Consider the following 23,479-nt stretch of genomic DNA (forward strand, 5'->3'; position numbering starts at 1 on the left):
GGACGGATGGCGGGGCGCGTCAGAAAGGCCGGGTCAGCAACTACACGAGCCCGGGCGCCGGCACAGGTCGATGACCAGGCGTCGCACCAAGGGCTCGGGAATCATGGCCTATTTCTACAGCAGCCGCAGCAGTTCACCTACAGCACAGCCCCCAGCAGCAGGGCCGACGACGCCTCCGGATCCTGTCCCGCGGTGTCGACGACGACATGGTTCCGGTCCCACGGCTCGTACTCCCGGTCGAGGATGTGCTGCCAGTCGGGCAGCGGCAGGTCCGGGACGTCGACCGACCGCGACGTCACGCGCCGCCGGTGCTCGACCGGATCGGAGCAGACGACCTCCACCTCGACGGAGGGGACACCCGCCCGGGCGGCAGCACCACGCCAGGCGTCCCGCGTCACCGCCAGCGGGTTCACCGACTCCGCGATCACGCTCAGGCCCTGCCGCAGATGCTCCTCGGCCAGGGCGTACCCGACGACGTAGCCCGCCGGACCGACCGGGTGCCGGGCCAGGCCGGAGCGGACCAGAGCCTGCTCGATGGTGTCCACGCGCACGTGAACCGCGCCGATCTCCGCAGCCAGCAGGCGGGCGAGCGTGGTCTTTCCGGTGGCGGGCAGGCCGCCGATCACGACGAGCAGGGTGTCGTCCTGCCGCCTGCGACCGGGCGATGGCTCAGTGTTCATACGAGCGCGTCAGAATCCGCTCGTGGGGGATCTTCTCACCGGCCTCGATCGCGACCGGGAGCCGGTTCTCGGCGGGCGGCAGTGGGCAGGTCGCGAAGTCGGTGTAGGCGCACGGCGGGTTGGTGGCGCGGTTGAAGTCCAGCACCACGGTGCCGTCGGGTCCGGGTGCGTCTATGTGCAGGGCGCGGTTGGCCGGATACGTGGTCACGCCTGAGGTCGCATCGGTGAACAGCACCATGAGGTTGCCCGGTGTGTGCCCGTTGAACGCGGTCAAGCCCATTGTGCGGCCTTCGAGTTGGAAGCGGATCCGGCCGGGGGCGTCGTAGACGTGCTGCAGCCCCTCGACGGTGGCGCCCACGGTGGTCGGCCGCGGCTCCGGGAACGCGGTGTACGTGCCGGTGACCGCCCAGCGTGGGTCCGGCGCGTACGCGGGTGTCCCGGTGAACGCGGTGCGCAGCGGATGCTCCGGGTGCCGCGGCCGGATCAGGTCCTGGCCGCCGCGCTTGGCGATCTCGATCACCGCGTCCCCCCCAGACGGCGTTGACGCCGCCGCGTTCCGGGATGACGCCGAAAGCGTGGCGTCCGCGTACCACGGTGCCGTCGACGACGAGTTCCTCCCCCTCGCCGAGCACGACGGTGACGCCGTCGTCGCCCGTCGACCAGGTGCCGGGCGCGTCGGGGAAGCGCTGGGGGTCGGTGGCCAGCCAGTGCAGGCCGGTGACGGCGAGGAATCCGTGTTCATGGGCGAGGGCGGAATCCTTCCGCCGGTGCCACGCCTGCCATTCCGTGGCGAAGGTGCGGATGTCGGTGGCGGAGTCCTGGACGGTCATGTGTACTCCCGCGGAATACGGCGCTGATGGTCGGAGGGGAGAGAGGGGAAGGCAGCCGCTCCGGGGCGGAGGGAGCCCAGCGGGCCGCCTCCGGCAGCGGTCAGCGGGACACGGTGGGAAAAGGCTGGTCGGACGCCGGAGGACGGAGTCAACTCACGGCGGAACAACCCGTGGTGGTGACACGCACGTAGTCGACGTGGCGGCGAGTCACGAGCACGGTCATGTAGCCAGGTAACCACACAGGGGCATACGCGCACCAGCTCAGCCGTTCGATTCACGAAGGGGCGCGGTACGCACGGGCGTTGCGCACGAACAGCTCGTGCAGATCGCGTACCGCCCGGGGCACGGAGCCGGAGTTGCGGCGCTGCATGACCAGCAGTACGTCGGTCGCGTCGCCCGCGAGTGGCCGTACGGTGATCGTGCCCCGCCGTTCCAGGGGATCGCCGATGACACTGAAGTCCGGCAGCACCGTGGCTCCCAGTCCCTCGGCGACCATCAGCTTGCCCATCTCGGCGCCGTCGGTGGAGTACGAGAAGGACGGCGTACGGCCGCCCAGCAGACGGTGGACGAAGCGGTGCATGACGTAGCCGGACCGCATCACGACCAGCGGCTCGGCCAGGAGGCTGTCCACGTCCACCGTGTCCAGGGCCGCCAGCGGGCTGTCCGGGCGCACACACCACCGGCCGGCCGCGCAGCAGCTCGGTGGTCTCGAAACCGGGCGGCAGATCGTCGCCCTCGAGATAGTTCACCAGCCCCAGATCGAACGCGCCCTCCAGCAGCTTGCGATGGATCTCGGCCTGCTGTGCGCCGACCAACTCGACCTGGGTGACGGGGTGCGAGGACCGGAACTGCCACACCGTCGGTATGACCAGCGGGACGGTGGCCGTGTTGACGGTGCCGAGACGGACCATTCGGCTGATGCGGTGCTGGTCGCCGGCCGCACCACGCAGCCGGTCGACCGCGTCCAGCACGCTCATGATGTGCGGCAGCAGCTCCCGGCCCTCGTCGCTGATCTTCGCCCCGGAACGCTTTCGCTCCAGCAGGTCCACGCCCAGTTCGCGCTCCAGATTGCGCACGGTCTCGCTGAGCGCGGGCTGGGACAGGTGCAGTTCCTCCGCGGCACGCCGCAACGACCCCGACCGCGTGACGGCGGCGATGTATTCAAGCTGCTCGATACGCACGACCAGGAGACTGCCGTTCGCCGCGCGCCGCGTTCAAGGGAATCCCTGTCACAACCTCGTGAATACCGACTCTCAGCATGTGGAATGACATCCGGGCATTCTTGACCGTCCGGACCCCCACTGCTTTGATCGATGACATGAAGCGACAGGACCTCACGCGGCGACGCCACGTCGACCTCGCGCGTGTCTCCAGCTCCTGCTGTCGCCATCGGGTCTGAGCGCACCCGAGGGAAACCCTCGAACCCGCGCCGATACTCCCTTCCTGAATTCCGCTGCCGGCCGTTTTCCGTGGTGACTTCGGCCGTCCCGGGAACGGCGTCCCAGCACGCCTGAATCCCGATCACTGAACACGTTTCCCTGTCACCGCACGCTCCTTTTCGCATGCGCATTCCGCCAGGAGTTCCCCATGCCCGTACCGCCCGGCCCCGACCCCGTCCGCTTCGCCTACTGGGTGCCGAACGTCAGCGGCGGCCTGGTCACCAGCACCATCGAGCAGCGCACCGACTGGGGCTACGACTACAACCGCGAACTCGCCGTGCTGGCCGAGAACAACGGCTTCGACTATGCCCTGAGCCAGGTCCGCTACATGGCCAGTTGCGGCGCCGAGTACCAGCACGAGTCGACCAGCTTCAGCCTCGCCCTGCTGCTCGCCACCCAGCGTCTGAAGGTCATCGCCGCCGTCCACCCCGGCCTGTGGCATCCGGGTGTCCTCGCCAAGCTCGGCGCCACCGCGGACCACCTGTCGAACGGTCGCTTCGCCGTCAACGTCGTCAGCGGCTGGTTCAAGGGCGAGTTCACCGCCCTCGGCGAGCCCTGGCTGGAGCACGACGAACGCTACCGCCGCTCCGAGGAGTTCATCCGCGCCCTGCGCCAGATCTGGACCGAGGACCACGCCGAACTCGCCGGTGACTTCTACCGGTTGCGTGACTTCTCCCTCAAGCCCAGGCCGCTGAACACCCCGGAGCGCCCCCACCCGGAGATCTTCCAGGGCGGCAACTCCACCGCAGCTCGCGCCATGGCGGGCCGGGTCTCCGACTGGTACTTCTCCAACGGCAAGGACTTCGACGGGGTCACCGAGCAGATCGCCGACGTACGCGCCTCCGCCGTGCAAGCAGGCCGTAAGCCACCGAAGTTCGGCCTCAACGGCTTCCTCATCGCCCGCGACACCGAGGCCGAGGCCCGCGACACGCTCCGCGAGATCGTCGCCAAGGCCGACACACAGGCCGTGCACGGGTTCCGGGACGCCGTCCAGCAGGCCGGGCGGTCCACCGCGGACGGCAAGGGCATGTGGCAGGACTCCACCTTCGAGGACCTCGTCCAGTACAACGACGGCTTCCGTACGGGCCTGATCGGCACGCCCGAGCAGATCGCCGAGCGGATCGTCGCCTACAAGCGCCTCGGCGTCGACCTCTTCCTCCTCGGCTTCCTGCACTACCTGGAGGAGGTCGAGTACTTCGGCAAGCGGGTGCTGCCCCTCGTCCGCGAACTGGAGGCCCGCGAAAGCGAGTCCGAGCCTGCCGTCGCCCACCCCTGACCGCCACCGGCGAACCGCCGCAGTTCACCCGGCACTCCTGAAAGGTCCTCGCATGGCCACCATCCTGTCCGTCTCCGGAAGCCCCTCCGCGACCTCCCGCACCGCCCGGCTGCTGCGCCACCTGGACGACCGGCTCAGGGCCCAGGGGCACGACGTCATCCCCTTCGAAGTCCGCACACTCCCGGCCGAGGCACTGCTGCACGCCGACTTCGGTCACCCGGCGATCGTCGAGGCCACCGCCCTGTTCCGGCGCGCGGACGGGATCGTGATCGGCACCCCCGTCTACAAGGCCGCCTATTCGGGGCTGCTGAAGTCGCTGCTGGACCTCCTGCCGCAGTACGCCCTGGCGGGCAAGACCGTCCTCCCGCTGGCCACCGGCGGCACCAACGCCCACGTGCTGGCCATCGACTACGCCCTGCGCCCCGTGCTCAACTCCATGGGCCCCGCCCACATCACGCCCGGCTGGTTCACTCTCGACAAGGACATCACGGTGGGCGACGACGGCGCGCTGACCGTCGCACCGGGTACCGCCGAGGCCCTGGCCCAGGTCACTGACCAGTTCTCGCTCGCACTCGGTGGCCGCCCGGCCCTGCTGGCGGCTACCGGATGAGCGCCGTGACCGTGCTCGCCGACGACGCCGAGGCCCTCGCCGTCGCCGCCGAACTGGCCGCGGACTTCCGCAAGGGCGCCGCCGAGCGGGACGCCCGGCGGCGGCTGCCGCATGCGGAACTGGAGCGGCTGTCCGCGTCCGGGCTGCTCGGGGTGACGGTGCCCGCCCAGTTCGGTGGCGCGGACGTCCGTACGGAGACACTCGCGGAGATCTTCCGGCTGCTGGCCTCCGCCGACGCCAGCCTCGCCCAGATACCGCAGAGCCACTTCGTGTACGTCAATGTGCTCCGCCGGCAGGGGACACAGGCGCAGCAGGAGTTCTTCCTCGGCGAGGTACTGGCCGGGAAGCGGTTCGGCAACGCCCAGTCCGAGGCGGGCACCAGCCATGTGCAGGACATCCGTACACGGCTCGCACGGCGCCCCGACGGGGCATACGTCCTCGACGGCGTCAAGCACTACTCCACCGGCGCCCTGTTCGCCGACTGGATTCCCGTCCTCGCCCGCGCCGACGACGACAACCTGCACGTGGCGTACGTACCGCGCGACGCGCCCGGCCTCACGGTCGTGGACGACTGGGACGGCATGGGGCAGCGCACCACCGCCAGCGGAACGGTCCGCCTGGACTCGGTGCCCGTGCCCGCCGACCGGGTGGTGCCGCACCACCTCACCTTCCGGGGGCCCCAAGTCCACGGTGCTATCGCCCAGTTGCTGCACGCCGCCATCGACGCGGGGATCGCCGCCGGGGCACTGGCCGAGGCCGTGGAGTTCGTCCGCACGAAGAGCCGTCCCTGGTTCGAGAGCGTCGACGAAGGCCACGCCACGGCCGCCGAGGACCCCCTGCTGATCCAGCGGTTCGGTGAACTGACGATCCGGGTACGGGCCGCTGACGCGTTGCTCGCCTCGGCCGCGAGGTCCGTGGACGCCGCCCGTGCCGACCTCACCGAAGCCTCGGCCGCCGAGGCGTCGATCGCGGTGGCTGCCGCCAAGGTGACGGCAGCGGAGGCGGCTCTGGAGGTCGGCAGCGCCCTCTTCGAGGTCTCCGGCACGCGCTCGGCGCTCGACTCCCTGGGCCTGCACCGCCATTGGCGTGACGCCCGTACCCACACCCTGCACGACCCGGCCCGCTGGAAGGTCCAGCACATCGGCCGCTACCTCCTCAACGGAATCAAGCCGCCCCGGCGCGGCCTTCTCTGACGAACGACCTGAACGGAGCCTCAACGTGTCCCTCACCTTCCACTGGTTCCTGCCCACCAACGGCGACAGCCGCAATGTCGTCGGCGGCGGCCACGGCACTCCCGCCACGGCGTCCGGCCGTGACCGGCCGCCGACGGTCGCCTACCTCGGCCAGATCGCCCGCGCCGCCGAGGACCTGGGCTTCGTGGGCGCGCTGACGCCCACCGGCGCCTGGTGCGAGGACGCCTGGCTGACCACAGCCATGGTCAGCCAGCACACCGAGCGGCTGAAGTTCCTGGTCGCTTTCCGGCCCGGCTCCGTCTCGCCGACGCTCGCCGCGCAGATGGCGTCCACCTTCCAGCGGCAGACCGGCGGACGGCTGCTGCTGAACGTGGTGACGGGCGGGGAGAGCCGCGAGCAGCGTGCCTACGGCGACTTCCTCGACAAGGACGACCGTTACCGCCGTACCGGTGAATTCCTGCAGATCGTCCGGGGGTTGTGGGAGGGCAAGGCCGTCGACCTCGTCGGCGAGCACCTCCAGGTCGAGGACGCGAAGCTGGCCCGGGTGCCCGACCCGGTCCCGGAGGTGTACTTCGGCGGTTCGTCGCCCATCGCGGGGGAGATCGCCGCGCGGCACGTCGACGTCTACCTCACCTGGGGTGAGCCGCCGGCCGCCGTGGCCGAGAAGATCGCCTGGATCCGGGCGCTGGCCGAGAAGGAGGGCCGCAGCGTCCGCTTCGGCATCCGGCTGCACGTCATCACCCGGGACACCGGCGAGCAGGCGTGGGCGGAGGCACGGCGGCTGCTGGAGGGCTTCGACGCGGAGACGGTACGGGCCGTGCAGGCCGGACTCGCCCGCAGCGAGTCCGAGGGGCAGCAGCGGATGCTCGCGCTGCACGGCGGCGGCTCCGACGGCCTGGAGATCTACCCGAACCTGTGGGCCGGCATCGGGCTGGTGCGGGGTGGCGCGGGCACGGCGCTGGTCGGCAGCCACGACGAGGTCGCCGAGCGCATCGCCGAGTACCACCGGCTGGGCATCGACGAGTTCGTGCTCTCCGGCTACCCGCACCTGGAGGAGGCGTACTGGTTCGGCGAGGGCGTGCTGCCGCGGCTGGCGGCGCAGGGGCTGTGGAAGCATCCGTTCCGCGACGCGACGGCGGAACGGACCGGTGCTCAGGTGCCCTTCGTGGAGCGGGAATCGGCCACCGTGACGCGTATTCCCTAGATTTCCTATCGAATTACTAGGGAAGTGTTGACCCTCGTCGGTGGAGCGAGTGAGGATGACGCTGACCGGGTCGGCCGGACAGACCGGGGCCGTGTCGTCCTCTGCCTTGAAGGAAGTCCGCCATGACGACTGCACCACCGGCCGCCAAGACGGTCGTAGCGGTGACCGGGCGACCCGACTGGCTGCACACAGCCCGCGAACTCGCCGACGACCTGGCCACGGACGCGGTGGAACGCGAGCAGGCCGGCAAGCCTCCGCTCGACGAGGTCGCCCGGCTGCGTGAGTCGGGGCTCCTGACACTGCTCGTGCCGACCGCACTCGGCGGCGGGGGAGCGGACTGGCGCACCGCCTACACGGTCGTCCGGATCGTCGCCGCGGCCGACGGCGCGGTGGGCCATCTGCTGGGCAGTCACTACTTCCTGTCCTACTGCGCCCGGTTCTTCGCCGGCCCCGACGGTGCCGCGCGGGTCGAGCGGGCGTTCGCGGCGGGGCAGTGGTGCTGGGGCGGCGGTATCGCCTCGCACGAACCGCCGCTCATGCTGACCCCGACGGCGGGTGGCTATCTGCTGGACGGCCACCAGCGGTACGGCACCGGAGTCGGGGTCGCCGACCGGCTGGTGGTCCGTGCCACCGTTCCCGGCACCGGTGAGCCCCTCGCCGTCCTCGTCGACCCTGCCCACCCGGGCCTGGTGAGCGGCAGCGGCGGCGAAACGTTCGGCCAGCGGCTGGCGGCGGCCGGCAGCGTGGGGTTCGACTCCGTGCCGGTCGCCGCCGACGACGTACTCGGCTCCCTCTCCCCGGACGAGGGAGCCCTGTCGCCCTTCGCGGGGCTCGCCGCGCCGACCGCACGGCTGGTCTCCGCCCAGTTCTGTCTCGGCGTCGCCGAGGGCCTGCTGGGTGAAGTCCGCGAACACGGACGGGCGGTGCGCAGCCCGTGGCAGCCCTTCTCGCCCCAGCCCTGGCCGGGCGGCCCGCCCCAGGACCCGTACGTGCTGACCGCGTACGGCGAACTGGCCGTCGCCGCACGGGCCGCAGCCGCCCTCGCCGACCAGGCGGTCGACGCCCTGACGCACGGGCTCGCGCGGGGCGACGACCTCGACGACGAGGAGTGCGCGGAGACGGCCGTGCTGGCCGGCGCGGCCGAGGCCGCCGCCGCCCGGGCCGCGCAGGAGATCGCCACCCGTGCCCTGGACGCCGTAGGCGCGCCCGGCGCCTTCGCCCGGCACGGCCTGGACCGCTTCTGGCGCGACATCCGTAGCCACACCCTGCGCGAGCCGGTCGCCCACCGGCTGCGCGAGGTCGGGGACTACTTCCTCAACGGCGCGCATCCCCCGTTCAGCCTGCCCGCGTGACCACGGGCCCGGCGGGGAGTGCCGGCGCGACAGTGATGGATAATCTCGCTATGCGGATCTCGGCGAGGGCGGACTATGCGGTGCGGGCGGCACTGGAGCTGGCCGCGGCAGGGGACGACACGTCGCTCAAGGCCGAGGCGATCGCCGAGGCGCAGGGCATCCCGCACAAGTTCCTCGAGGGCATCCTCGGCGACCTGCGCCGGGGCGGCCTCGTCGTCAGCCAGCGCGGCGGCAAAGGCGGCTACCGGCTCGCCCGCCCGGCGGACTCGATTCCCATCGCGGACGTGATCCGCGTGGCGGACGGCCCCCTGGTCTCGGTGCGCGGCGTACGCCCGCCCGACCTCTCTTACACCGGCCCCGCGGAGTCCCTGCTGCCGCTGTGGATCGCCGTACGCGCCAACGTCCGCAAGATCCTCGGCGAGGTCACCCTGGCCCATGTGGCCGCGGCCAAGCTGCCCGACGACGTACTGAGCCTCGCGGACGACCCCGAGGCCTGGACCAACCCCTGACCGGCTCCTCGACCGCTTCGCCGGACGGATTCACCCGACGGATTCACCGACCGGCGTCTCACCGTTCGGCGGCCCTCTTGACGCGGCTCGGATCCGGGCCGACACTCCAGTACGGGAATCCTAGTGAATTGGTAGGGAAGCATGGGTCGCACCGCGCCGGACCCCGGCAGTGACACGGTCCGTGTCGCCGTCCGGCCGCTGCCCCTGCTGACCTCCCGCCGCCACATCGACCTCGAGCGTGTGTGCAGTGCGGCAAGTTCCCCGCACGGCGCGGGTGTCGCGACCGCCCGCCCCTGAACCTCACGTATCGCGTCCCGGCCGCGAACCTCACCTCGCGCACCGCATCCCGGCCGCGCCGAAGCCGCCGCGCGCCATCGCCGTCGTATGCCCGTGACCGAGCACCCAGGGAGACGTATGTCCGCCCCATCCCCGACGTCCGCCCCGTCCCCGACCGCCGTGCCGTCCTTCCGGAGCAGGATCGGCGGTGACGCGCGCAGCGGTTACTACGCCGCCCCCCGCCGCTACCGGCTCCACCTGGCCTCGTCGAGTCCGCGCTGTCTGAGCATCGCCGTCACCCACAGCCTGCTCGGCCTCGACGACACCCTCCCGGTGACCCTGCTCCCCGCCGTGCCCGACGCCCCCGACGGTGGGCACGAGGAGCTGCGTCCGCTGTACGAGGCCAGTTCGCACCAGCATCCGGGACCGGCCGTGGCGCCGGTGCTCAGCGACGCCTGGACCGGCACCATCGTGAGCACGCATGCTCCCGACATCCTGCGGGACCTGGCCCGGCGGTTCGGCGGCGGTGGCCTCGACCTCTTCCCGCGCGGCGCCGAGGAGGCCGTCGAGAGCATCGGCCGCCTCTGCGAGCAGGACATCCTCGCATCCGCGCAGCCGGACGGCGGGGGGACGGTGCGCGACACCGCGCTCGCCACCCTGCTGCGCGCACTGGACACGCTGGAGCGGCGGCTCTTCTCCCAGCCGTATGTGCTGGGTGCCGAACTCACCCTCGCGGACGTCGAGTTGTGGGTGACGCTGGTGCAACTGGACACCGTCCATCGCCTGCACCTGGACCCCGCCGTGGTGCACCGCGTCACCGACCACCCGTACCTGTGGGCGTACGCCCGCCGGCTCGCGGCCCACCCGGCTTTCGGTTCCCACCTCGCCCCGGACAGCATCGCCTGCCGGTACTGGATGCTCTGACCGCCCCGCCTACGCGGCCCGCTCCTGCGTCCGCATCCACAGACACAGGTGCCAGTCCTGGTCGTTGGCGAGGGGGTCGGCGCGGTGTGCCGCCCTGCCGTCGACCGTCGAGGGCATGACGAAGGCGCAGGTCGCGGAGCCGTCCTCGCGGTAGTTGGCCATGTTGGCGCGCAGGATCGCCTCGGCGAGCCGCTCGGTGTCGGCGGTGCGCAGAGCGGCCGGCAGACGCAGGAGGGTGGTGGCGGTCAGGACGCTCCAGTAGTGCGGGAAGACGTCGCCCCACATCCGGTCGGTGCCGAACCAGTAGCCGTCCCAGTGGCGGATGGCGATGCCGTGCAGCCGGGCGTGGGGCTGCGGCCCGCCGAAGGCCAGCAGCCAGGGCAGGCGTTGGGTGACGGCGTCGAGGAAGACGGGGTCCCCGGTGAGGGTGTGGGCGTCGCAGAGGAGGTCGAGGAGCGGCGCCACGATGGACTGCTCGTAGTTGACCTCGTGGGCGGGCAGTCGCCTGCCCAGCCGCACGAACCGCCGTGCGCTGTCGACCAGTTGGTCGCGCAGGGCGGCCGCCCGTCCGGGCTGTCCCCAGGCGTCGAGGCTGTCGCAGACCGGGAGCGCCGCCGGAGAGAGCAGGATGGACAGATGGGCGGTGCCGCCGAGTTCGAGGTTGCGTTCGAGGACGCGGGCGGCGAGGTCGAGGTCGTCGTCCCTGCCGTGGACGAGGTGGCGGTCGTGGAAGAACCGGGCCAGCCACGGCGAGTCGTACAACCGGGGCCCGGTGTGCCAGGTCTGGGAGCCGCGGCGCGGGGCGGCGGTGTCGTCGAGCAGGTGGCGGCGGGCGAACCGCGACCAGCCCTCCAGCAGCGGGTCGATCTCGTCGGGGTCCGCCCAGCCGCGGGCCGCGGCGGCCTGGAGCAGCAGCGGCATGGCGATTCGCTCCGAGCCGTCCGTCCAGTCCGACCAGCCGTTCGTGGACCGGGTCAGGCCGGTGCGCGTGTCCACCGGCACGAAGGCGTGGGCGAGCGGACCGGGCCGCTCCAGGGCCCGCTGATGCCGGACGATGTACGCCACGCGGCGCCGGACCATCTCCTCCAGCGGCAGATGGAACAGCACCTCGGTGCGCGCTCCGTCCCCCACGTCCAGCAGGTAACTGCCGTGCCGGGAGGCGCGTACCCGGAAGCGGCCGTCCGTCTCCCGCTCCACCTTCACACCGGAGTCCGGACCGGACACCGAGGACGCCTCGACGACGATGGACTCCCCGACCTCGGCGGCGTAGGCGGAGAACACGGCCGGCGGCCTGGTCGCGGCGGTGAACTCCTCGGCCGACGCGTACCACCCCAGCACCCACTCCACGGCCGTCGACTCCCCGGCCGCCACCTGAAGCACCGGCTGGCCACCGAACGCCTCCGGGTTGTGCGCCTGATCGGTGACCAGCAGGACCAGGTGGCCGCGCACATGCGAGTTCGACACCTGGTTGCGCGACTCGACCGCGTAGCCGCGCACGGCCCCCTCCCGCACGACCAGGCCAAGGCACCGCCCGTCCCCCGACATCGGCTGCGCCAGCGCCCAGGCCCATGTCCCCCCGGTGAACAGGTGCGCGTGCACCGCCTGCGCCAGGGACTCCTCGGCCGTGGTGTACAGGTCGGCGAAGGGGGTCTGGACGCCGAGCCCCGTGATCGTGAGCTGCTCCCGTGCCGTGTTCACGACTGTGTACCGCTCGCGCAGCACGTCTCCGGCCACGCAGCGCCGCACCTCGACCCTGACCCCCGGGAGAGGTGTGTGCACCGCCTCCACGGCGCCGTCCACGACACGCAGTTCGGTGGGCGTGTGCCAGCGGGCGCCGCCCCGGTCGGTGATCAGGTGCCCCGAGCCCCACTGGTGTTCCAGCGAGTGCCACTCGGTGATGTCGGTGTCGAGCAGAAAACGCCGGGCCGGGTCTCGCTCGTCGACGAACCGCACAGGCGCGCCCGTCAGGGGGTCGAGCGTCGCGTGCCCGGAGCCGAAGGCCAGGACGCCGGGAAGCTGAGCATCAACAGACGGCAAGGCAGTGGTCTCCTTCAGCCATGTCAGCGCCGTAGCAACCGGTTGCTACACGGCGCGCTGAACAGCGTGGCTCCCGTCGCCGAGCCCGTCAATCCCCATGCGTGAGGTGCCGTGTTGTGGGACCCCGGCTCACCGGGGCTTCTCCCACACCGACACATGCTTGCCGCTCTCGCTCGTGAACGGCTCGCGCGTCCAGTCCTCCCACCGGTCGCGCAGCCGGAGCCCGGCGAGCCGCGCCATCAGGTCCAGCTCGGCCGGCCAGACGTACCGGAACGGGATGGACCAGTGTTCCGCGCGGCCGTCGGTGATGGTGACGTAGTTGGAGCTCATCGCCTGCGTGGCGACGTCGTATGCGTCGAACGCCCACCGCGACTCGCTGATGTGGAACGGCACGGCGTTCTGCCCGGCCGGGAGTTTCCGCAGCTCGGGGACCATGACCTCGACGACGAAGCAGCCTCCCGGCGCCAGGTGCGCGGCGACGTTGCGGAAGCAGTCCACTTGGGCGTCCTGGGTCGTCAGGTTCATGATCGTGTTGAAGACCAGGTAGGCGAGGGAGAAGGTCTTCTCCACACGCGCCGTCGCGAAGTCCCCGATCGTCACGTCGATGGCGTCGCCGCCGGGCTTGGTGCGTAGCCGGTCCACCATGGCGCGGGACACGTCGATGCCGTGCACCGGGACACCGCGGGCCGCCAGCGGCAGCGCGATGCGGCCGGTGCCGATGCCGAGTTCGAGGGCCGGTCCGCTGCCCGCGAGTTCGGCCAGTACGTCGACCGCCGGGTCCACCACGCCGGGGCGGAACATGTCGGCTGCCGACCTGTCGTAGTCGGCAGCGATCTTCTCTCCGAAGTAGCCGTCGTCTTCGATCACTTGGGGACCGTACTGCCGGTCGCCGTCCCGGGGCACGCGAATTTCCGCGGGCGGCGGACGGGGGTGCCCGGCGCCATCGTGAACGGGTGTCCGGGGCGAGTGCCCTCCGCGTCCGCCGCACCTGGCGTCGGTGACCGAAGGAATCGGTCGGCTCACTCCTTCCAGTCGAGCTGATGTTCGGGCGTGCCCGCCGACCTCCCGTACGCGATCGCCTCCGCCCGCCCCGCCGCGTCACCGCGCAGGTAACGGAACACTTTCCCGGCGAACACGACCACGCGTTCGTCCCCGGCGTCGAAGTCGACGTACCAGCCGAGCGCCGGCTCCAGCGCCGCCGCGAACGCCTCCGCGAGCCCGGCGATGTCGTCGCCGTCCGCCTCCCACTCGACGAACGTCCACAGCGCCGGCTGCCCGGCGGTCGCGGTCGCCGAGGCGTCGACCCGGCTCACCTTGCGCAGTCGCAGGCCTCGCGGCTCGAAGGCGGCGCCGGGGCGCAGGCTCTCGCCGATGAGGTATCCGGTGATCATGTGCGGGCTCCCTCGGGATTGATGAACACGTCCGAGCTGACGACGCTACGACGTGCCACTGACACTCACCCCCGGTGAGTCCGTGCACCTTGCCCGGTACACGTCAATAGTGTGAAACTTCGGAACTGATGCCCGGTTACGCGCACCGAGGTTCAGGCACGTACCGATGGCCGCATGGGCAGCGGATCCGGCCCCCGACCTTGAGAACCTGGGCACCGCTCCCGTGTGCCTCTGAGTGCGCCACCGACCGAGAAGACGGGAGGCACGCCTTGCCCAGCCCTCTGACCATCCTCTTCGCGCCGGAGAGCGCCTACGGCCCGACCAACAACTGCGTTGGCATCGGGGACGTGTTACGCCGCCGCGGCCACCGTGTCGTGTTCGCGGCCGAGGCGTCCTGGAAGGGCCGGCTCACCAAGCTCGGCTTCGAGGAGGACCTGGTCGACCTCGCGCCTCCACCCGAACACCCCCAGGAGGCGGGCCAGTTCTGGAAGGACTTCGTACGGGACACCGCCCCCGAGTTCCGAAAGCCGACCATCGAACAGCTGGGGACCTGGGTCAGACCGGTCTGGGAGGAGCTGGTCTCCGGCGCCCGCTACTGCGAACCCCAGCTCAGGGAGATCATCGACCGGGTCCGGCCGGACGTGATCGTCGAGGACAACGTCGTCTGCTTCCCCGCGCTGACCACGGCGGGCGTTCCCTTCGTGCGGATCGTCTCCTGCAACCCGCTGGAGGTGAAGGGCGAGCACATCCCCCCACCCTTCTCCGGCTACCCGGCCGACGACCGCACGGGCTGGGCCGGGTTCCGCGCCGAGTACGACCGTACGCACCGCGACGTATGGGCCGCGTTCAACGCCTGGGTCGTGGAACAGGGCGCACGCCCGCTGCCCGACCTGGAGTTCATCCACGAGGGCGACCTGAACCTGTACGTCTACCCGGAGATCGCCGACTACACCGACGCCCGCCCCTTGGGCCCGACCTGGCACCGGCTGGACTCCTCGGTCCGGGAGACCGACGAGGAGTTCACCCTGCCGGCGGAGATCGCCGACCGCCCGGACGGCAGCGCGCTGATCTATTTCAGCCTCGGCTCGCTCGGCTCCGCCGACGTCGACCTCATGCGCCGGGTCATCGCCTCGCTGGCCCGCACCCCGCACCGCTACATCGTCTCCAAGGGACCGCTGCACGACGAGATCGAGCTCCCGCCCACCATGTGCGGCGCGGAGTTCCTTCCGCAGACCCGGATCCTCCCACTGGTCGACCTCGTCATCACGCACGGCGGCAACAACACGACCACCGAGTGCCTGCACTTCGGCAAGCCCATGATCGTGCTCCCGCTGTTCTGGGACCAGTACGACAACGCACAGCGGGTCGCCGAGCTGGGCTACGGCGTCCGGCTCGACCCGTACCGCTTCACCGACGCCCAACTCCACGGCGCCCTCGCCGAGTTGCTCGGTGCCACGGCTGTGCGGCGCGCCCTGCACGATGTCTCCGCGACGATCCGGGCCCGCGACGGGCTGCGAACCGCGGCGGACCTCATCGAGCGAAGTGGCCGCAACCAGCGCACAGGCGGGAGGGGCTGACCCTCCTCACCGCCGGATCGACAGAGGCTCGATCAATCTTAGAGGTTCCAGTAGTCGCGGTGATCCTCCTCGCGCCACCGGTCGTAGTCGGTGAACGGCGTGGGCAGCCCCAGACCGACCCAGGCGAGCCGTAGGACCCCGTATGCCGAGGGAACGGCCAGGCCCACGAACAGGCTCTGCCGCTCCGCCGTCCCGAAGCCGAAGCGGGCCGTGGCGAACCCGGCGGCGAACAGGATGCCCGCTCCGCCCACCGCCAGTAGGAAGTCGGCGGCGCGGACCGCGTACGACTCGACCGACCAGTGCAGCAGCTTGAGGTAACCGATGACGGCCACGCTCCCCACCGCCAGACCGCCGATGAGAACAAGGAGATGTCGCCCCACACCACCGAAAGTAAGGAGCTGGCCCGGGACCGGTCCCGGGAGTTTTGTTTACTAGCGGCACAAAGTCGGCCGAGCGTGGTCGGGCGCGGGTGAGGACCCGGAGGTGGACCGGCACCGTGCACCGACTGTCCTGGTTCCCCGCGAGGTGCCACTCTGGAACGAGAGGCATCCGCCGAGGGAACTCGGGAGGGCCCGATGGGACGTGATGTGCCGGCCCTGGTGTTCACGCGGGAGGACCGCCGCAGGTACCGGGAGAAGATGCACACCTGCCTCGACGTGCTGGCGCAGATGCTGCGCGAGTCGACCTTCGAGAGCGAGCGCCCCCGGGTCGGGCTGGAGATCGAGCTCAACCTGGTGGACGCCGACGGACTCCCCGCGATGCGCAACACCGACGTCCTCCAGGCGATCGCCGACCCCGCCTGGTCCAGCGAGCTGGGCCGCTTCAACCTGGAGATCAACATTCCGCCCCGGGAACTGACCACCGGCGGCCCCGGCGCCTGGGAACAGGAGATCCGTGACGCGCTCAACCACGCCGAGGAGCGTGCCTCGGCCGTGGGCGCGCACCTGATCATGGTCGGCATCCTGCCGACCCTGGGGGAGACACACGTCGACGAGACCGCCCTGTCCGGCGATCCGCGCTACAAGCTGCTCAACGAGCAGATCTTCGCGGCGCGCGGCGAGGACCTGCGGATCACGGTGGACGGCGTGGAGCGCCTGTCGACCTACGCCGACACCATCACCCCCGAGGCCGCCTGCACCAGCACCCAGTTCCACCTGCAGGTCTCGCCGAAGGATTTCGCGGACTACTGGAACGCCGCCCAGGCCATCGCGGGCGTACAGATCGCCCTGGCGGCGAACTCGCCCTACCTCTTCGGCCGGGAACTGTGGCGCGAGACCCGTATCCCCTTGTTCGAGCAGGCAACCGACACCCGCCCGCAGGAGATCAAGGCCCAGGGCGTACGGCCCCGGGTGTGGTTCGGCGAGCGGTGGATCACCAGCGTCTTCGACCTGTTCGAGGAGAACGTGCGCTACTTCCCGGCACTACTGCCGCTGTGCGACGACGAGGACCCGCAACAGGCACTCGACGGCGGCGGCGCTCCACAGCTGGGCGAGCTGACGCTGCACAACGGCACGATCTACCGCTGGAACCGCCCTGTCTACGCCGTCACCGACAGCGGCCCGCACCTGCGCATCGAGAACCGGGTCCTGCCCGCCGGTCCCACCGTGGCCGACATCATCGCCAACGGCGCCCTCTACTACGGCCTCACCCGCGCCCTGGTCGACGAGGACCGGCCGATCTGGACGCGGATGTCCTTCTCGGCCGCCGAGGACAACCTCCACACCGCCGCCCGCGACGGCATCGACGCCCGCCTGTACTGGCCCGGCGTCGGCGAAGTACCGGTCACGGAACTGGTGTTGCGCCGCCTGCTGCCCCTGGCCCACCGGGGCCTGGAGCTGGCCGGCCTGGACGCGGCGTGGCGCGAACCCCTGCTGGGCATCGTCGAACAGCGCTGCGTCACCGCCCGCAACGGCGCCCTGTGGCAGGCGGAGACGGTCCACCACCTGGAGAAGGGCGGCGCCGACCGCCAGGAGGCACTGCGCCAGATGACCAGGACGTACATGGACTACATGCATCTCAACGCGCCCGCGCACACCTGGCCCGTGGACTGACACCCGCTCCTCACGCGGCGGACGGGCGGCCGACGCCTCCTTGCCACTCATCGGCAGGCGTCAGCGGCACGGGGACGGGCGGCTCGACCGACGTCGTCAGCTCGATGCGGCGCCCCTCGGCCGACGAGCGCAATAGCGCGCTCATCGTCTCCAGCACGTGCAGGGCGAGCTCACCGTTCGCGCGGGGTGCCCGTTGTCCGTCCGCGGCGATGAAGTCGAGCAGGCCGACGCCCCGTGCGGCGCCGGCGTAGCCCGCGGACGGTGGCAGCGCCCGCCACTCGGTGCCGCCGAGTTCGAAGAGCCGTACCTCACCGTCGAAGTGGTTCGGATCCGGCACCGCCAGGGTGCCCGCGTCGCCGTGGACCTCGATCGGCGCGGCCGTGGTGGCCACGCCGTCGAAGCTCGTCGTGAGCGTCGTCAGCGCCCCTTTGACATGCTCCAGCACGCCGGACACATGACTGTCCACCTCGACCGGTATCCGCTCGCCCGCACGCGGGCCGGAACCGATCACGCGCTCGGCGCGCAGCCGGCCCGCCGACCCGATCACGGCACGCACCGGACCCAGCAGATGCACCAGGGACGTGAGGTAGTACGGCCCCATGTCCAGCAACGGGCCGCCCCCGTCCGTGTAGTAGAAGTCGGGGTGGGGATGCCAGCGCTCGTGGCCCGGGGTGACCATCACGGCCGAGGCGAACTGCGGGCGTCCGATGCGGCCCGCCTCCACCGCCGCCCGCGCCGTCTGGACCCCGGTGCCCAGGACGGTGTCCGGCGCGCACCCGACCCCGACACCGGCCTTCGCGGCGGCCTCCACCACGGCCTGGGCGCCGGGGAGGCCGGCCGCCAGGGGCTTCTCTCCGTAGACGTTCTTGCCGTGCCCGATCGCGCCGAGGGCGATCTCCGCGTGGGCCGCGGGGACCGTGAGGTTCAGCACCGTGTCCACCTCCGGGCTGCTCAGCAACTCCTCGACGCTCAGCGCCTCGGCGCCGGGGAACTCGGCGGCGACCGCGGCCGACCGGGAGGCGTCGAGATCGGCGACCGCGGTGATCCGCACGGCGGGATGGCCGGCCAGCGTGTCCAGATAGGCGCGGGAGATGACCCCGAGCCCTACGACGCCGACGCGGTGCGGGTCGCCCACAGCATGCCCCTCTCGATGACGGTGCGCACGTTCGGGTCCTCCAGCACGTCGAGGCTGTGCCCCGGCGTCGTCACCACGATCCGTCCGGCACCCCAGCGGCGGGTCCAGATCGCCGGCGAGGTGACCGGCCGGTGCCAGGGCTGCCACGGCCGGGTGGGATGCGTGGTGGTGGCCAGGACGTCGATCAGGTCGTCGTGGAGCACCCAGTACTGCTCGGTGTTCAGCTCGAAGTCCTCGAGGCCCGCCGTGACGGGATGCTCGCGGCCGAGTTCCGTGATGGTGACGACGTACGGCAGGTAGTTGTCCTCCTGACCGCCCTGCCGCTCACACGGCTCCTTGCCCGGGTGGGTCGCGAACTGCCCTCCCACCAGGTGGAGATAGTCGGAGGAGGCGCGGAAGGAGTCGGCGATGCCGCCGTGCCAGCCGGTGAAGCCGGTGCCGGCCTCGACCGCCGTGGTCAGCCCCGCCAGCTGCTCGGCGGTGATCTGCGACATCGTGACGCACTGCACGACGAGATCGGTGGCGGCCATCTCGGCGGCGTCGCCGTAGACCTCGGTCGACTCCTCGATACGGACGGCGTATCCGTTGCTCCGGAGGAAGGGCAGGAACAACTCCGTGGCCCTGACCGGCTGATGCCCCTCCCAACCGCCTCGGACCACCAGGGCTCTCTTCAGCGTCATCTCGTTGACTCACCGCTCCAGTGGCCGACCCCGTTGAACCGCTCCCTCACTATGCGCCGGTTCGCCCGGGCCCCGGAAGGGGTGCCGAGATCATGAAAGTTTCGCCTCGGGGCTGCCGGCACCGGCTCGGGCGTCGACCAGCCAACAGGCCCCGGTGAAGCGGACGTCGGGGCCGTGCACAAACGGCTCGAACGCCGCGCGGACCGTTTCGACGACCCGCGCGCGGGTCCGCTCGTCCACCTCCGGAAGGACCTGACCGACGGGGCCGAGCCGCGTGAAGTAGCCGACCAGTTCCCGCTCGGGCAGTGTGCAGGGCACGTCGACCGGCCGGATGTCGATCCCGGTCCATCCGCTCGCCGCCAGGATGCGGTGGATCAGGTCCGGGTCGGCGAAGGCGAACTGCCCGGGCCCGTCCGGCCGGCGGGCCGGGAGGTTCGGCAGGAGCGGTGCCGCGGCCCGTTCGGCCGTGGTCATGAACGGATTCTCCGCAGGCCCGCGCCAGACGATGAACCGCAGTCCGGCCTCGTCCCTGGCGGCACGTCGGAGGTTCGCGAAGGCCCGGACGGAGTCGCTGAAGAACATGACGCCGAACCGCGAGATCACGGCGTCGAAGGCGGCGGGCTCGAACGGGTGATCCTCCGCGTCGGCGCGGATGAAGGAGGCCGGTGCGGACTCCCGCTCGGCCCGCGACCGGGCGGCGGTGATCATCGGTTCGGAGATGTCCACGCCGACGCAGTGACCGCCCGGGCCGAGCCGTCGTGCGACGGCCACCGTGGTGCCGCCGGTGCCGCAGCCGACGTCGAGCACGCGCCCTCCGCGCCCGGCGGGAACCGCTTCGAGCAGTAGCTCCTCGAACGGTTCGAGGACCCTGTCCAACAGCGCCTGCGCCCCGACCCATCCCCGGGCGGCGGGTCCGTTCCAGCGGACCGCCTGCTCGTCGTCCGTCCTGCGTGTCACGTCCATGATCGCCTCCTGGGGTTGCCTTCTCCGGGCCGCAATGACAGCGTGCTACTTCAAGCCGACTTGAGGTCAAGAGGATGCCGGACCTGGACATCGCCGAGGTGGCGCGGCGCGCCGGGGTGCCCGCCTCGACCCTGCGCTACTACGAGGAACGAGGGCTGATCGCGTCGATCGGCAGACGGGGCCTGCGCCGTCAGTACGATCCCGGCGTGCTGGAGCGCCTGGCCCTGATCGCGATGGGGCGGTCCGCGGGGTTCTCGCTCGACGAGATCGCCCGTATGTTCGCGCCGGACGGTCGGCCGGACATCGACCGGCGGACGCTCGCGACCAAGGCGGACGAACTGGACCGGCGGATCCGCGAGCTGACCGTCATGCGTGACTCCCTGCGGCACGCCGCCGCCTGCCCCGCACCGACCCACATGGAGTGCCCCACCTTCCGCCGTCTCCTGAGGTCCGCCGTGGCCGGCACCGTCGCGGTGGCGGGGAAGCGGGCTCCCGGACCACGGTGAGCCATCACGCTCCCTCGTGATCGGCTCCCTGTCCGTGTGCCGCCGACGGGTCGGTGAGTCAGGTCGTCAGGTCGCGGGGGAGCCGCCGGGCCACGAGGGATGTCGGCGGAGTCGCCCCTCGGACGAGTGCCGTCAGATCCAGCCCTGCTCCCAGGCGCGATAAGCGGCCGCATGCCGGGTCGGGACGCCCAGTTTGGACATGGCGGAGGAGAGGTGGTTGCGAACGGTGCCGGACGCCAGGTGGACCTCGGCGGCGATGTCCGCGATCGAGGCGCCTTTGCGTGCGGCGCGCAGGATCTCCAGTTCGCGGCCGGTGAGGGGGCAGTCGTCCTCGGTCAGCGCGGAGGCGGCTATGTCCGGGTCCACGTAGCGGCGGCCGGCGGCGATGTCACGGATGATCTCGGCCAGCCGGGCCGCCGGGGTCGTCTTCGGGACGAAGCCGCGTACACCGGCGGCCAGGGCCCGGCGCAGCACGGCGGGCCGGGCGTGCCGGGTCACGAGCACGATCTGCGTGGGCAGTTCGGCCCGGATCTCCTCGGCCGCGCGCAGCCCGTCGGCCGGCGGCATCTCCAGGTCCAGGACGGCGATGTCGGGGCGGTGCTCGCGGGCCAGCCGTACCGCCTCGGTCGAGGTGGCCGCCTCGGCGACGACGGTGAGGTCCTGCTCCAGCGCCAGCAGGGCGGCCAGGGCGCTTCTGAGGAGGTCCTCGTCGTCGGCGATCAGCAGGCGGATCATCGGGCGGCTCCGTCCGTGGGGTTCGGTGACACCTGCGAACTCGGCGCACTCGGCGACCGAGTCGATCTCCTCGACACCGGTGACTTGGGCGATCGGGTCGGCTCCGGAGATCCCGGCGATCGGGCCGGCTCCGGAGAACCCGGCGATCGCGTCGCTTCCGGCGGCTTCACCGGCAGCGCGGCCGCGACCACGAAGCGGTCACCGTCCTGCCACCACGTCAGCTCACCACCGGCCGCCCCCAGCCGCTCGGCGAGGGTGCGCAGTCCCGTGCCGTCGAGGCCGGCGGGATGCTCCTGGGCACCGTCATTGCTCACCCGCAGGCGGGCGGAACCGTCCGCGATCCGGTAGTCGACCTCGGCGTGCCCGGCCCGGCTGTGCCGGAGCACGTTGGTGGTGGCCTCCCGCATCACCAGACCGAGGAGGTGCCGGGCGGAGTCGGTGAGGTCGGTGGCCACGGCGGCGGGGTCGAGGTTCATCCTCGCGTCGATACCGGCCGCGGCCAGCACCCGCGTCGCGTTGCCGATCTCGTCGTCCAGCGACGTACGACGGTAGCCCTGCACCACGGCCCGCGTGTCGCTCAGGGCATCCGCCGACAGCCGCCGTATCTCCTTCAACTCCGCGGCGGCGCGGGCCGGGTCGACCTCGACGAGCCGGGCCGCCAACTCGCTCTTCAAAGCGATGACCTGCAGGTGATGGCCCTGGATGTCGTGCAGATCGGCGGCGAACCGCAGCCGCTCCTCCCGGACCGCCAGCCCGGCCTCCAGGCGCCTTGCCTCGTCCAGTCGCCGTGCCGTGTCCCAGGCCCACAGCGGGCCGAGCGTCACCCAGGCCGTGAAGGCGACCAGCCCGGCCGGGAACAGTGCGGCGTACGCCAACTCCCCGTCCCCCTCGACCAGGCTGACCACGCCCCCGGGCAGCGGCGCGAGGACCACGGCGCCCGCGATCAGCCCTCGCCTGCGCCGCGGCGGGAGGTATGTGGCGACGATCGCCACGACGACGGCGGGCGCGACCGGCCACAGCCCGTAGTCACCCAGGGCCAGGGGGAGGGCCGCGAGCACGGCTCCGGCCACGCCGGCGGTGATCAGCAGGCGCACGGGCGGTTCGGAAGGTGCGTCGTCCGGCACCGGGAGGAGCGCCAGCCGGCGGCTCAGGAGCACGGCGCTCGCCCACAGCTCGACCGCCAGCGCTACGGTGGTCGGGCCACGTGCCCACAGCGGGACGTCACCGTCGAGAACCCAGGCGCCGACGAAGACGGCCAGCGCACACACCGTCATGCCCGGCACGGTCCACCACGTGTAGCGACGGAAGCCCGTCAGCCCCGCCGCCTGTTGATCGATCGCACCGTCCCCCACCCGGTCATTGTGGCCCAGACCGCATGACAAATGTCATGCGCGGACGTGACAACTCCACGCGTGCGCATGGGGATTCGGCACTTCTGGCGGACTCGCCGAAGGAGCAGGCTGAAGGCGTCCGACAGATACCCCAGCCAGGTACCCGATGGAGGGTTCCCATGTCCACCCCTGCCCCGCACGCGACGGCGGACCGACCGCACCCGGCCACGATGCTCAAGCGGCGCTGGCCCACCGCACTGGCCGTCGCGTTCGTCGCCCTCACCACGCTCGCGTCCGGCTCGCAGGACCTGGCAGACGCCGTCGGCGGCTTCGCCGAGACCCTGCCGCTGCTGCCCCTGATCTACGTGGTCGTCCACCAGATCGGAAAGCCGCGGGCCACCTGGCCGGTGCTCGGAGCAGGGGTGGTCGTCGTGTTCGCCCTTCCCCTCCAGGACCTGGTCGCCCCGTCGACGGTCCTCGTCGCCCTCGCCGCGGCCGTCCTTGCCTGGGGCGCCGCTTTCGGTACCCCGCACGGGCGGGCCACGTTCGGCGCCCAGGCCGTCGGCGCGCTCGTCTTCTGCGGGCTCGCCCTGGCCGGGCTGGCGGTGGATCCGGACCTGGGCCGCTATCTGGTGGCGGCCGGCTGGTTCTTCCACGGGGTCTGGGACTTCGCGCACCTGCGGCTCGACAAGGTCGTCTCCCGTACGTTCGCCGAGTGGTGCGGTGTCATCGACGTACTCGTCGCCGTCCAACTGCTGTTTCTGGTCTAGCCGACGCGAA

The 23,479-nt window shown here is 71.4% G+C and carries 23 protein-coding genes and 2 pseudogenes; 13 read left to right on the top strand and 12 right to left on the bottom strand.

Annotated features, from left to right (window positions below):
- Positions 1–137: 137 nt before the first annotated feature.
- The 3 genes and pseudogenes from IF78_RS0138350 to IF78_RS44340 form a co-directional block, all read right to left on the bottom strand.
- Entirely contained in the window at positions 138–635 is a 498-nt protein-coding gene (locus IF78_RS0138350) for a P-loop nucleotide/nucleoside kinase family protein (RefSeq protein ID WP_031487163.1), read from the bottom strand.
- A gap of 34 nt (positions 636–669) precedes the next feature.
- Positions 670–1,510: pseudogene (locus IF78_RS44335) on the bottom strand (DUF1684 domain-containing protein).
- A 274-nt stretch (positions 1,511–1,784) separates the two neighbouring features.
- Positions 1,785–2,691 (bottom strand): annotated as a pseudogene (locus IF78_RS44340) (LysR family transcriptional regulator).
- A gap of 137 nt (positions 2,692–2,828) precedes the next feature.
- Here IF78_RS44340 and IF78_RS51005 point away from each other — a divergent pair.
- The 9 genes from IF78_RS51005 (at position 2,829) to IF78_RS0138400 (ending at position 10,293) form a co-directional block, all read left to right on the top strand.
- Positions 2,829–2,909: a putative leader peptide gene (locus IF78_RS51005; protein WP_369122764.1), complete on the top strand. Its 81-nt coding sequence runs from the start codon at positions 2,829–2,831 to the stop codon at positions 2,907–2,909.
- 188 nt (positions 2,910–3,097) lie between these two features.
- The gene (sfnG, locus tag IF78_RS0138365; protein WP_031487164.1) at positions 3,098–4,225 is read left to right on the top strand and encodes a dimethylsulfone monooxygenase SfnG; all 1,128 of its coding nucleotides are present in this window, start codon (positions 3,098–3,100) and stop codon (positions 4,223–4,225) included.
- Between the two features lie 52 nt (positions 4,226–4,277).
- Positions 4,278–4,835 carry an NADPH-dependent FMN reductase gene (gene ssuE, locus IF78_RS0138370; RefSeq protein WP_031487165.1) on the top strand — a complete coding sequence of 186 codons (558 nt, stop codon included), beginning with the start codon at positions 4,278–4,280 and terminating at the stop codon, positions 4,833–4,835.
- A complete protein-coding gene (locus tag IF78_RS0138375) occupies positions 4,832–6,028 on the top strand; it encodes an SfnB family sulfur acquisition oxidoreductase (protein ID WP_031487166.1) in 1,197 nt (398 codons plus the stop codon). Before ssuE ends, IF78_RS0138375 begins: the two co-directional genes overlap by 4 nt.
- Before the next feature lie 25 nt (positions 6,029–6,053).
- Positions 6,054–7,232 carry an LLM class flavin-dependent oxidoreductase gene (locus IF78_RS0138380; RefSeq protein ID WP_031487167.1) on the top strand — a complete coding sequence of 393 codons (1,179 nt, stop codon included), beginning with the start codon at positions 6,054–6,056 and terminating at the stop codon, positions 7,230–7,232.
- Positions 7,233–7,354: 122 nt separating this feature from the next.
- Entirely contained in the window at positions 7,355–8,584 is a 1,230-nt protein-coding gene (locus IF78_RS0138385; protein ID WP_031487168.1) for an acyl-CoA dehydrogenase family protein, read from the top strand.
- Positions 8,585–8,634: 50 nt separating this feature from the next.
- A complete protein-coding gene (locus IF78_RS0138390; protein WP_031487169.1) occupies positions 8,635–9,093 on the top strand; it encodes an RrF2 family transcriptional regulator in 459 nt (152 codons plus the stop codon).
- 141 nt (positions 9,094–9,234) lie between these two features.
- Complete coding sequence (locus IF78_RS49025) at positions 9,235–9,390, top strand: hypothetical protein (protein WP_167348340.1); 156 nt, start codon at positions 9,235–9,237, stop codon at positions 9,388–9,390.
- 117 nt (positions 9,391–9,507) lie between these two features.
- The gene (locus IF78_RS0138400) at positions 9,508–10,293 is read left to right on the top strand and encodes a glutathione S-transferase C-terminal domain-containing protein (RefSeq protein WP_078662749.1); all 786 of its coding nucleotides are present in this window, start codon (positions 9,508–9,510) and stop codon (positions 10,291–10,293) included.
- 9 nt (positions 10,294–10,302) lie between these two features.
- Here IF78_RS0138400 and IF78_RS0138405 read toward each other — a convergent pair whose 3' ends face one another.
- From IF78_RS0138405 to IF78_RS0138415, 3 genes are all read right to left on the bottom strand, one after another.
- Positions 10,303–12,330, bottom strand: a complete 2,028-nt coding sequence (locus tag IF78_RS0138405; protein ID WP_051828530.1) for a hypothetical protein — start codon at positions 12,328–12,330, stop codon at positions 10,303–10,305.
- 129 nt (positions 12,331–12,459) lie between these two features.
- The gene (locus IF78_RS0138410; protein WP_031487172.1) at positions 12,460–13,197 is read right to left on the bottom strand and encodes a class I SAM-dependent DNA methyltransferase; all 738 of its coding nucleotides are present in this window, start codon (positions 13,195–13,197) and stop codon (positions 12,460–12,462) included.
- Positions 13,198–13,349: 152 nt separating this feature from the next.
- Entirely contained in the window at positions 13,350–13,721 is a 372-nt protein-coding gene (locus IF78_RS0138415; RefSeq protein WP_031487173.1) for a hypothetical protein, read from the bottom strand.
- A 269-nt stretch (positions 13,722–13,990) separates the two neighbouring features.
- Between IF78_RS0138415 and IF78_RS0138420 the strand changes: the two genes are divergently transcribed.
- Positions 13,991–15,298 (top strand): glycosyltransferase, encoded by a 1,308-nt coding sequence (locus tag IF78_RS0138420; protein WP_031487174.1) that lies wholly within the window; start codon positions 13,991–13,993, stop codon positions 15,296–15,298.
- Positions 15,299–15,336: 38 nt separating this feature from the next.
- Here IF78_RS0138420 and IF78_RS0138425 read toward each other — a convergent pair whose 3' ends face one another.
- Entirely contained in the window at positions 15,337–15,678 is a 342-nt protein-coding gene (locus tag IF78_RS0138425) for a hypothetical protein (RefSeq protein WP_158751630.1), read from the bottom strand.
- 195 nt (positions 15,679–15,873) lie between these two features.
- On the opposite strand from IF78_RS0138425, the gene IF78_RS0138430 reads away from it, so the two are divergent.
- Entirely contained in the window at positions 15,874–17,349 is a 1,476-nt protein-coding gene (locus IF78_RS0138430) for a glutamate-cysteine ligase family protein (protein ID WP_031487176.1), read from the top strand.
- Positions 17,350–17,359: 10 nt separating this feature from the next.
- On the opposite strand, the gene IF78_RS0138435 is transcribed toward IF78_RS0138430, so the two are convergent.
- From IF78_RS0138435 to IF78_RS0138445, 3 genes are all read right to left on the bottom strand, one after another.
- On the bottom strand, positions 17,360–18,484 hold the full coding sequence (locus IF78_RS0138435; protein ID WP_031487177.1) for a Gfo/Idh/MocA family protein: 1,125 nt from the start codon (positions 18,482–18,484) through the stop codon (positions 17,360–17,362).
- Complete coding sequence (locus IF78_RS0138440; RefSeq protein WP_031487178.1) at positions 18,454–19,164, bottom strand: ThuA domain-containing protein; 711 nt, start codon at positions 19,162–19,164, stop codon at positions 18,454–18,456. The genes IF78_RS0138435 and IF78_RS0138440 overlap by 31 nt, the downstream gene beginning before the upstream one ends.
- A 90-nt stretch (positions 19,165–19,254) precedes the next feature.
- The gene (locus IF78_RS0138445; protein ID WP_031487179.1) at positions 19,255–20,127 is read right to left on the bottom strand and encodes a class I SAM-dependent methyltransferase; all 873 of its coding nucleotides are present in this window, start codon (positions 20,125–20,127) and stop codon (positions 19,255–19,257) included.
- Between the two features lie 74 nt (positions 20,128–20,201).
- On the opposite strand from IF78_RS0138445, the gene IF78_RS0138450 reads away from it, so the two are divergent.
- Positions 20,202–20,633: a helix-turn-helix domain-containing protein gene (locus IF78_RS0138450; protein ID WP_031487180.1), complete on the top strand. Its 432-nt coding sequence runs from the start codon at positions 20,202–20,204 to the stop codon at positions 20,631–20,633.
- Positions 20,634–20,765: 132 nt separating this feature from the next.
- Here IF78_RS0138450 and IF78_RS0138455 read toward each other — a convergent pair whose 3' ends face one another.
- Both IF78_RS0138455 and IF78_RS0138460 read right to left on the bottom strand, forming a co-directional pair.
- On the bottom strand, positions 20,766–21,368 hold the full coding sequence (locus IF78_RS0138455; RefSeq protein ID WP_031487181.1) for a response regulator transcription factor: 603 nt from the start codon (positions 21,366–21,368) through the stop codon (positions 20,766–20,768).
- Positions 21,365–22,720: a sensor histidine kinase gene (locus IF78_RS0138460; RefSeq protein ID WP_078662751.1), complete on the bottom strand. Its 1,356-nt coding sequence runs from the start codon at positions 22,718–22,720 to the stop codon at positions 21,365–21,367. Before IF78_RS0138460 ends, IF78_RS0138455 begins: the two co-directional genes overlap by 4 nt.
- Positions 22,721–22,878: 158 nt before the next feature.
- Here IF78_RS0138460 and IF78_RS0138465 point away from each other — a divergent pair, with 158 nt between their 5' ends.
- Positions 22,879–23,469: a hypothetical protein gene (locus IF78_RS0138465; protein ID WP_031487183.1), complete on the top strand. Its 591-nt coding sequence runs from the start codon at positions 22,879–22,881 to the stop codon at positions 23,467–23,469.
- The last annotated feature ends 10 nt before the right edge of the window (positions 23,470–23,479 follow it).

Source organism: Streptomyces bicolor, assembly GCF_000719285.1.
GTDB lineage: Bacteria > Actinomycetota > Actinomycetes > Streptomycetales > Streptomycetaceae > Streptomyces > Streptomyces bicolor.

Excerpts from the sequence above, each read along its gene's own strand:
- IF78_RS51005 (WP_369122764.1), top strand. The coding sequence starts at position 2,829 with ATGAAGCGACAGGACCTCACGCGGCGACGCCACGTCGACCTCGCGCGT.
- sfnG (WP_031487164.1), top strand. The coding sequence starts at position 3,098 with ATGCCCGTACCGCCCGGCCCCGACCCCGTCCGCTTCGCCTACTGGGTG.
- ssuE (WP_031487165.1), top strand. The coding sequence starts at position 4,278 with ATGGCCACCATCCTGTCCGTCTCCGGAAGCCCCTCCGCGACCTCCCGC.
- IF78_RS0138375 (WP_031487166.1), top strand. The coding sequence starts at position 4,832 with ATGAGCGCCGTGACCGTGCTCGCCGACGACGCCGAGGCCCTCGCCGTC.
- IF78_RS0138385 (WP_031487168.1), top strand. The coding sequence starts at position 7,355 with ATGACGACTGCACCACCGGCCGCCAAGACGGTCGTAGCGGTGACCGGG.
- IF78_RS0138390 (WP_031487169.1), top strand. The coding sequence starts at position 8,635 with ATGCGGATCTCGGCGAGGGCGGACTATGCGGTGCGGGCGGCACTGGAG.
- IF78_RS49025 (WP_167348340.1), top strand. The coding sequence starts at position 9,235 with ATGGGTCGCACCGCGCCGGACCCCGGCAGTGACACGGTCCGTGTCGCC.
- IF78_RS0138400 (WP_078662749.1), top strand. The coding sequence starts at position 9,508 with ATGTCCGCCCCATCCCCGACGTCCGCCCCGTCCCCGACCGCCGTGCCG.
- IF78_RS0138415 (WP_031487173.1), bottom strand. The coding sequence starts at position 13,721 with ATGATCACCGGATACCTCATCGGCGAGAGCCTGCGCCCCGGCGCCGCC.
- IF78_RS0138430 (WP_031487176.1), top strand. The coding sequence starts at position 15,874 with ATGGGACGTGATGTGCCGGCCCTGGTGTTCACGCGGGAGGACCGCCGC.
- IF78_RS0138440 (WP_031487178.1), bottom strand. The coding sequence starts at position 19,164 with ATGACGCTGAAGAGAGCCCTGGTGGTCCGAGGCGGTTGGGAGGGGCAT.
- IF78_RS0138445 (WP_031487179.1), bottom strand. The coding sequence starts at position 20,127 with ATGGACGTGACACGCAGGACGGACGACGAGCAGGCGGTCCGCTGGAAC.
- IF78_RS0138450 (WP_031487180.1), top strand. The coding sequence starts at position 20,202 with ATGCCGGACCTGGACATCGCCGAGGTGGCGCGGCGCGCCGGGGTGCCC.
- IF78_RS0138455 (WP_031487181.1), bottom strand. The coding sequence starts at position 21,368 with ATGATCCGCCTGCTGATCGCCGACGACGAGGACCTCCTCAGAAGCGCC.
- IF78_RS0138465 (WP_031487183.1), top strand. The coding sequence starts at position 22,879 with ATGTCCACCCCTGCCCCGCACGCGACGGCGGACCGACCGCACCCGGCC.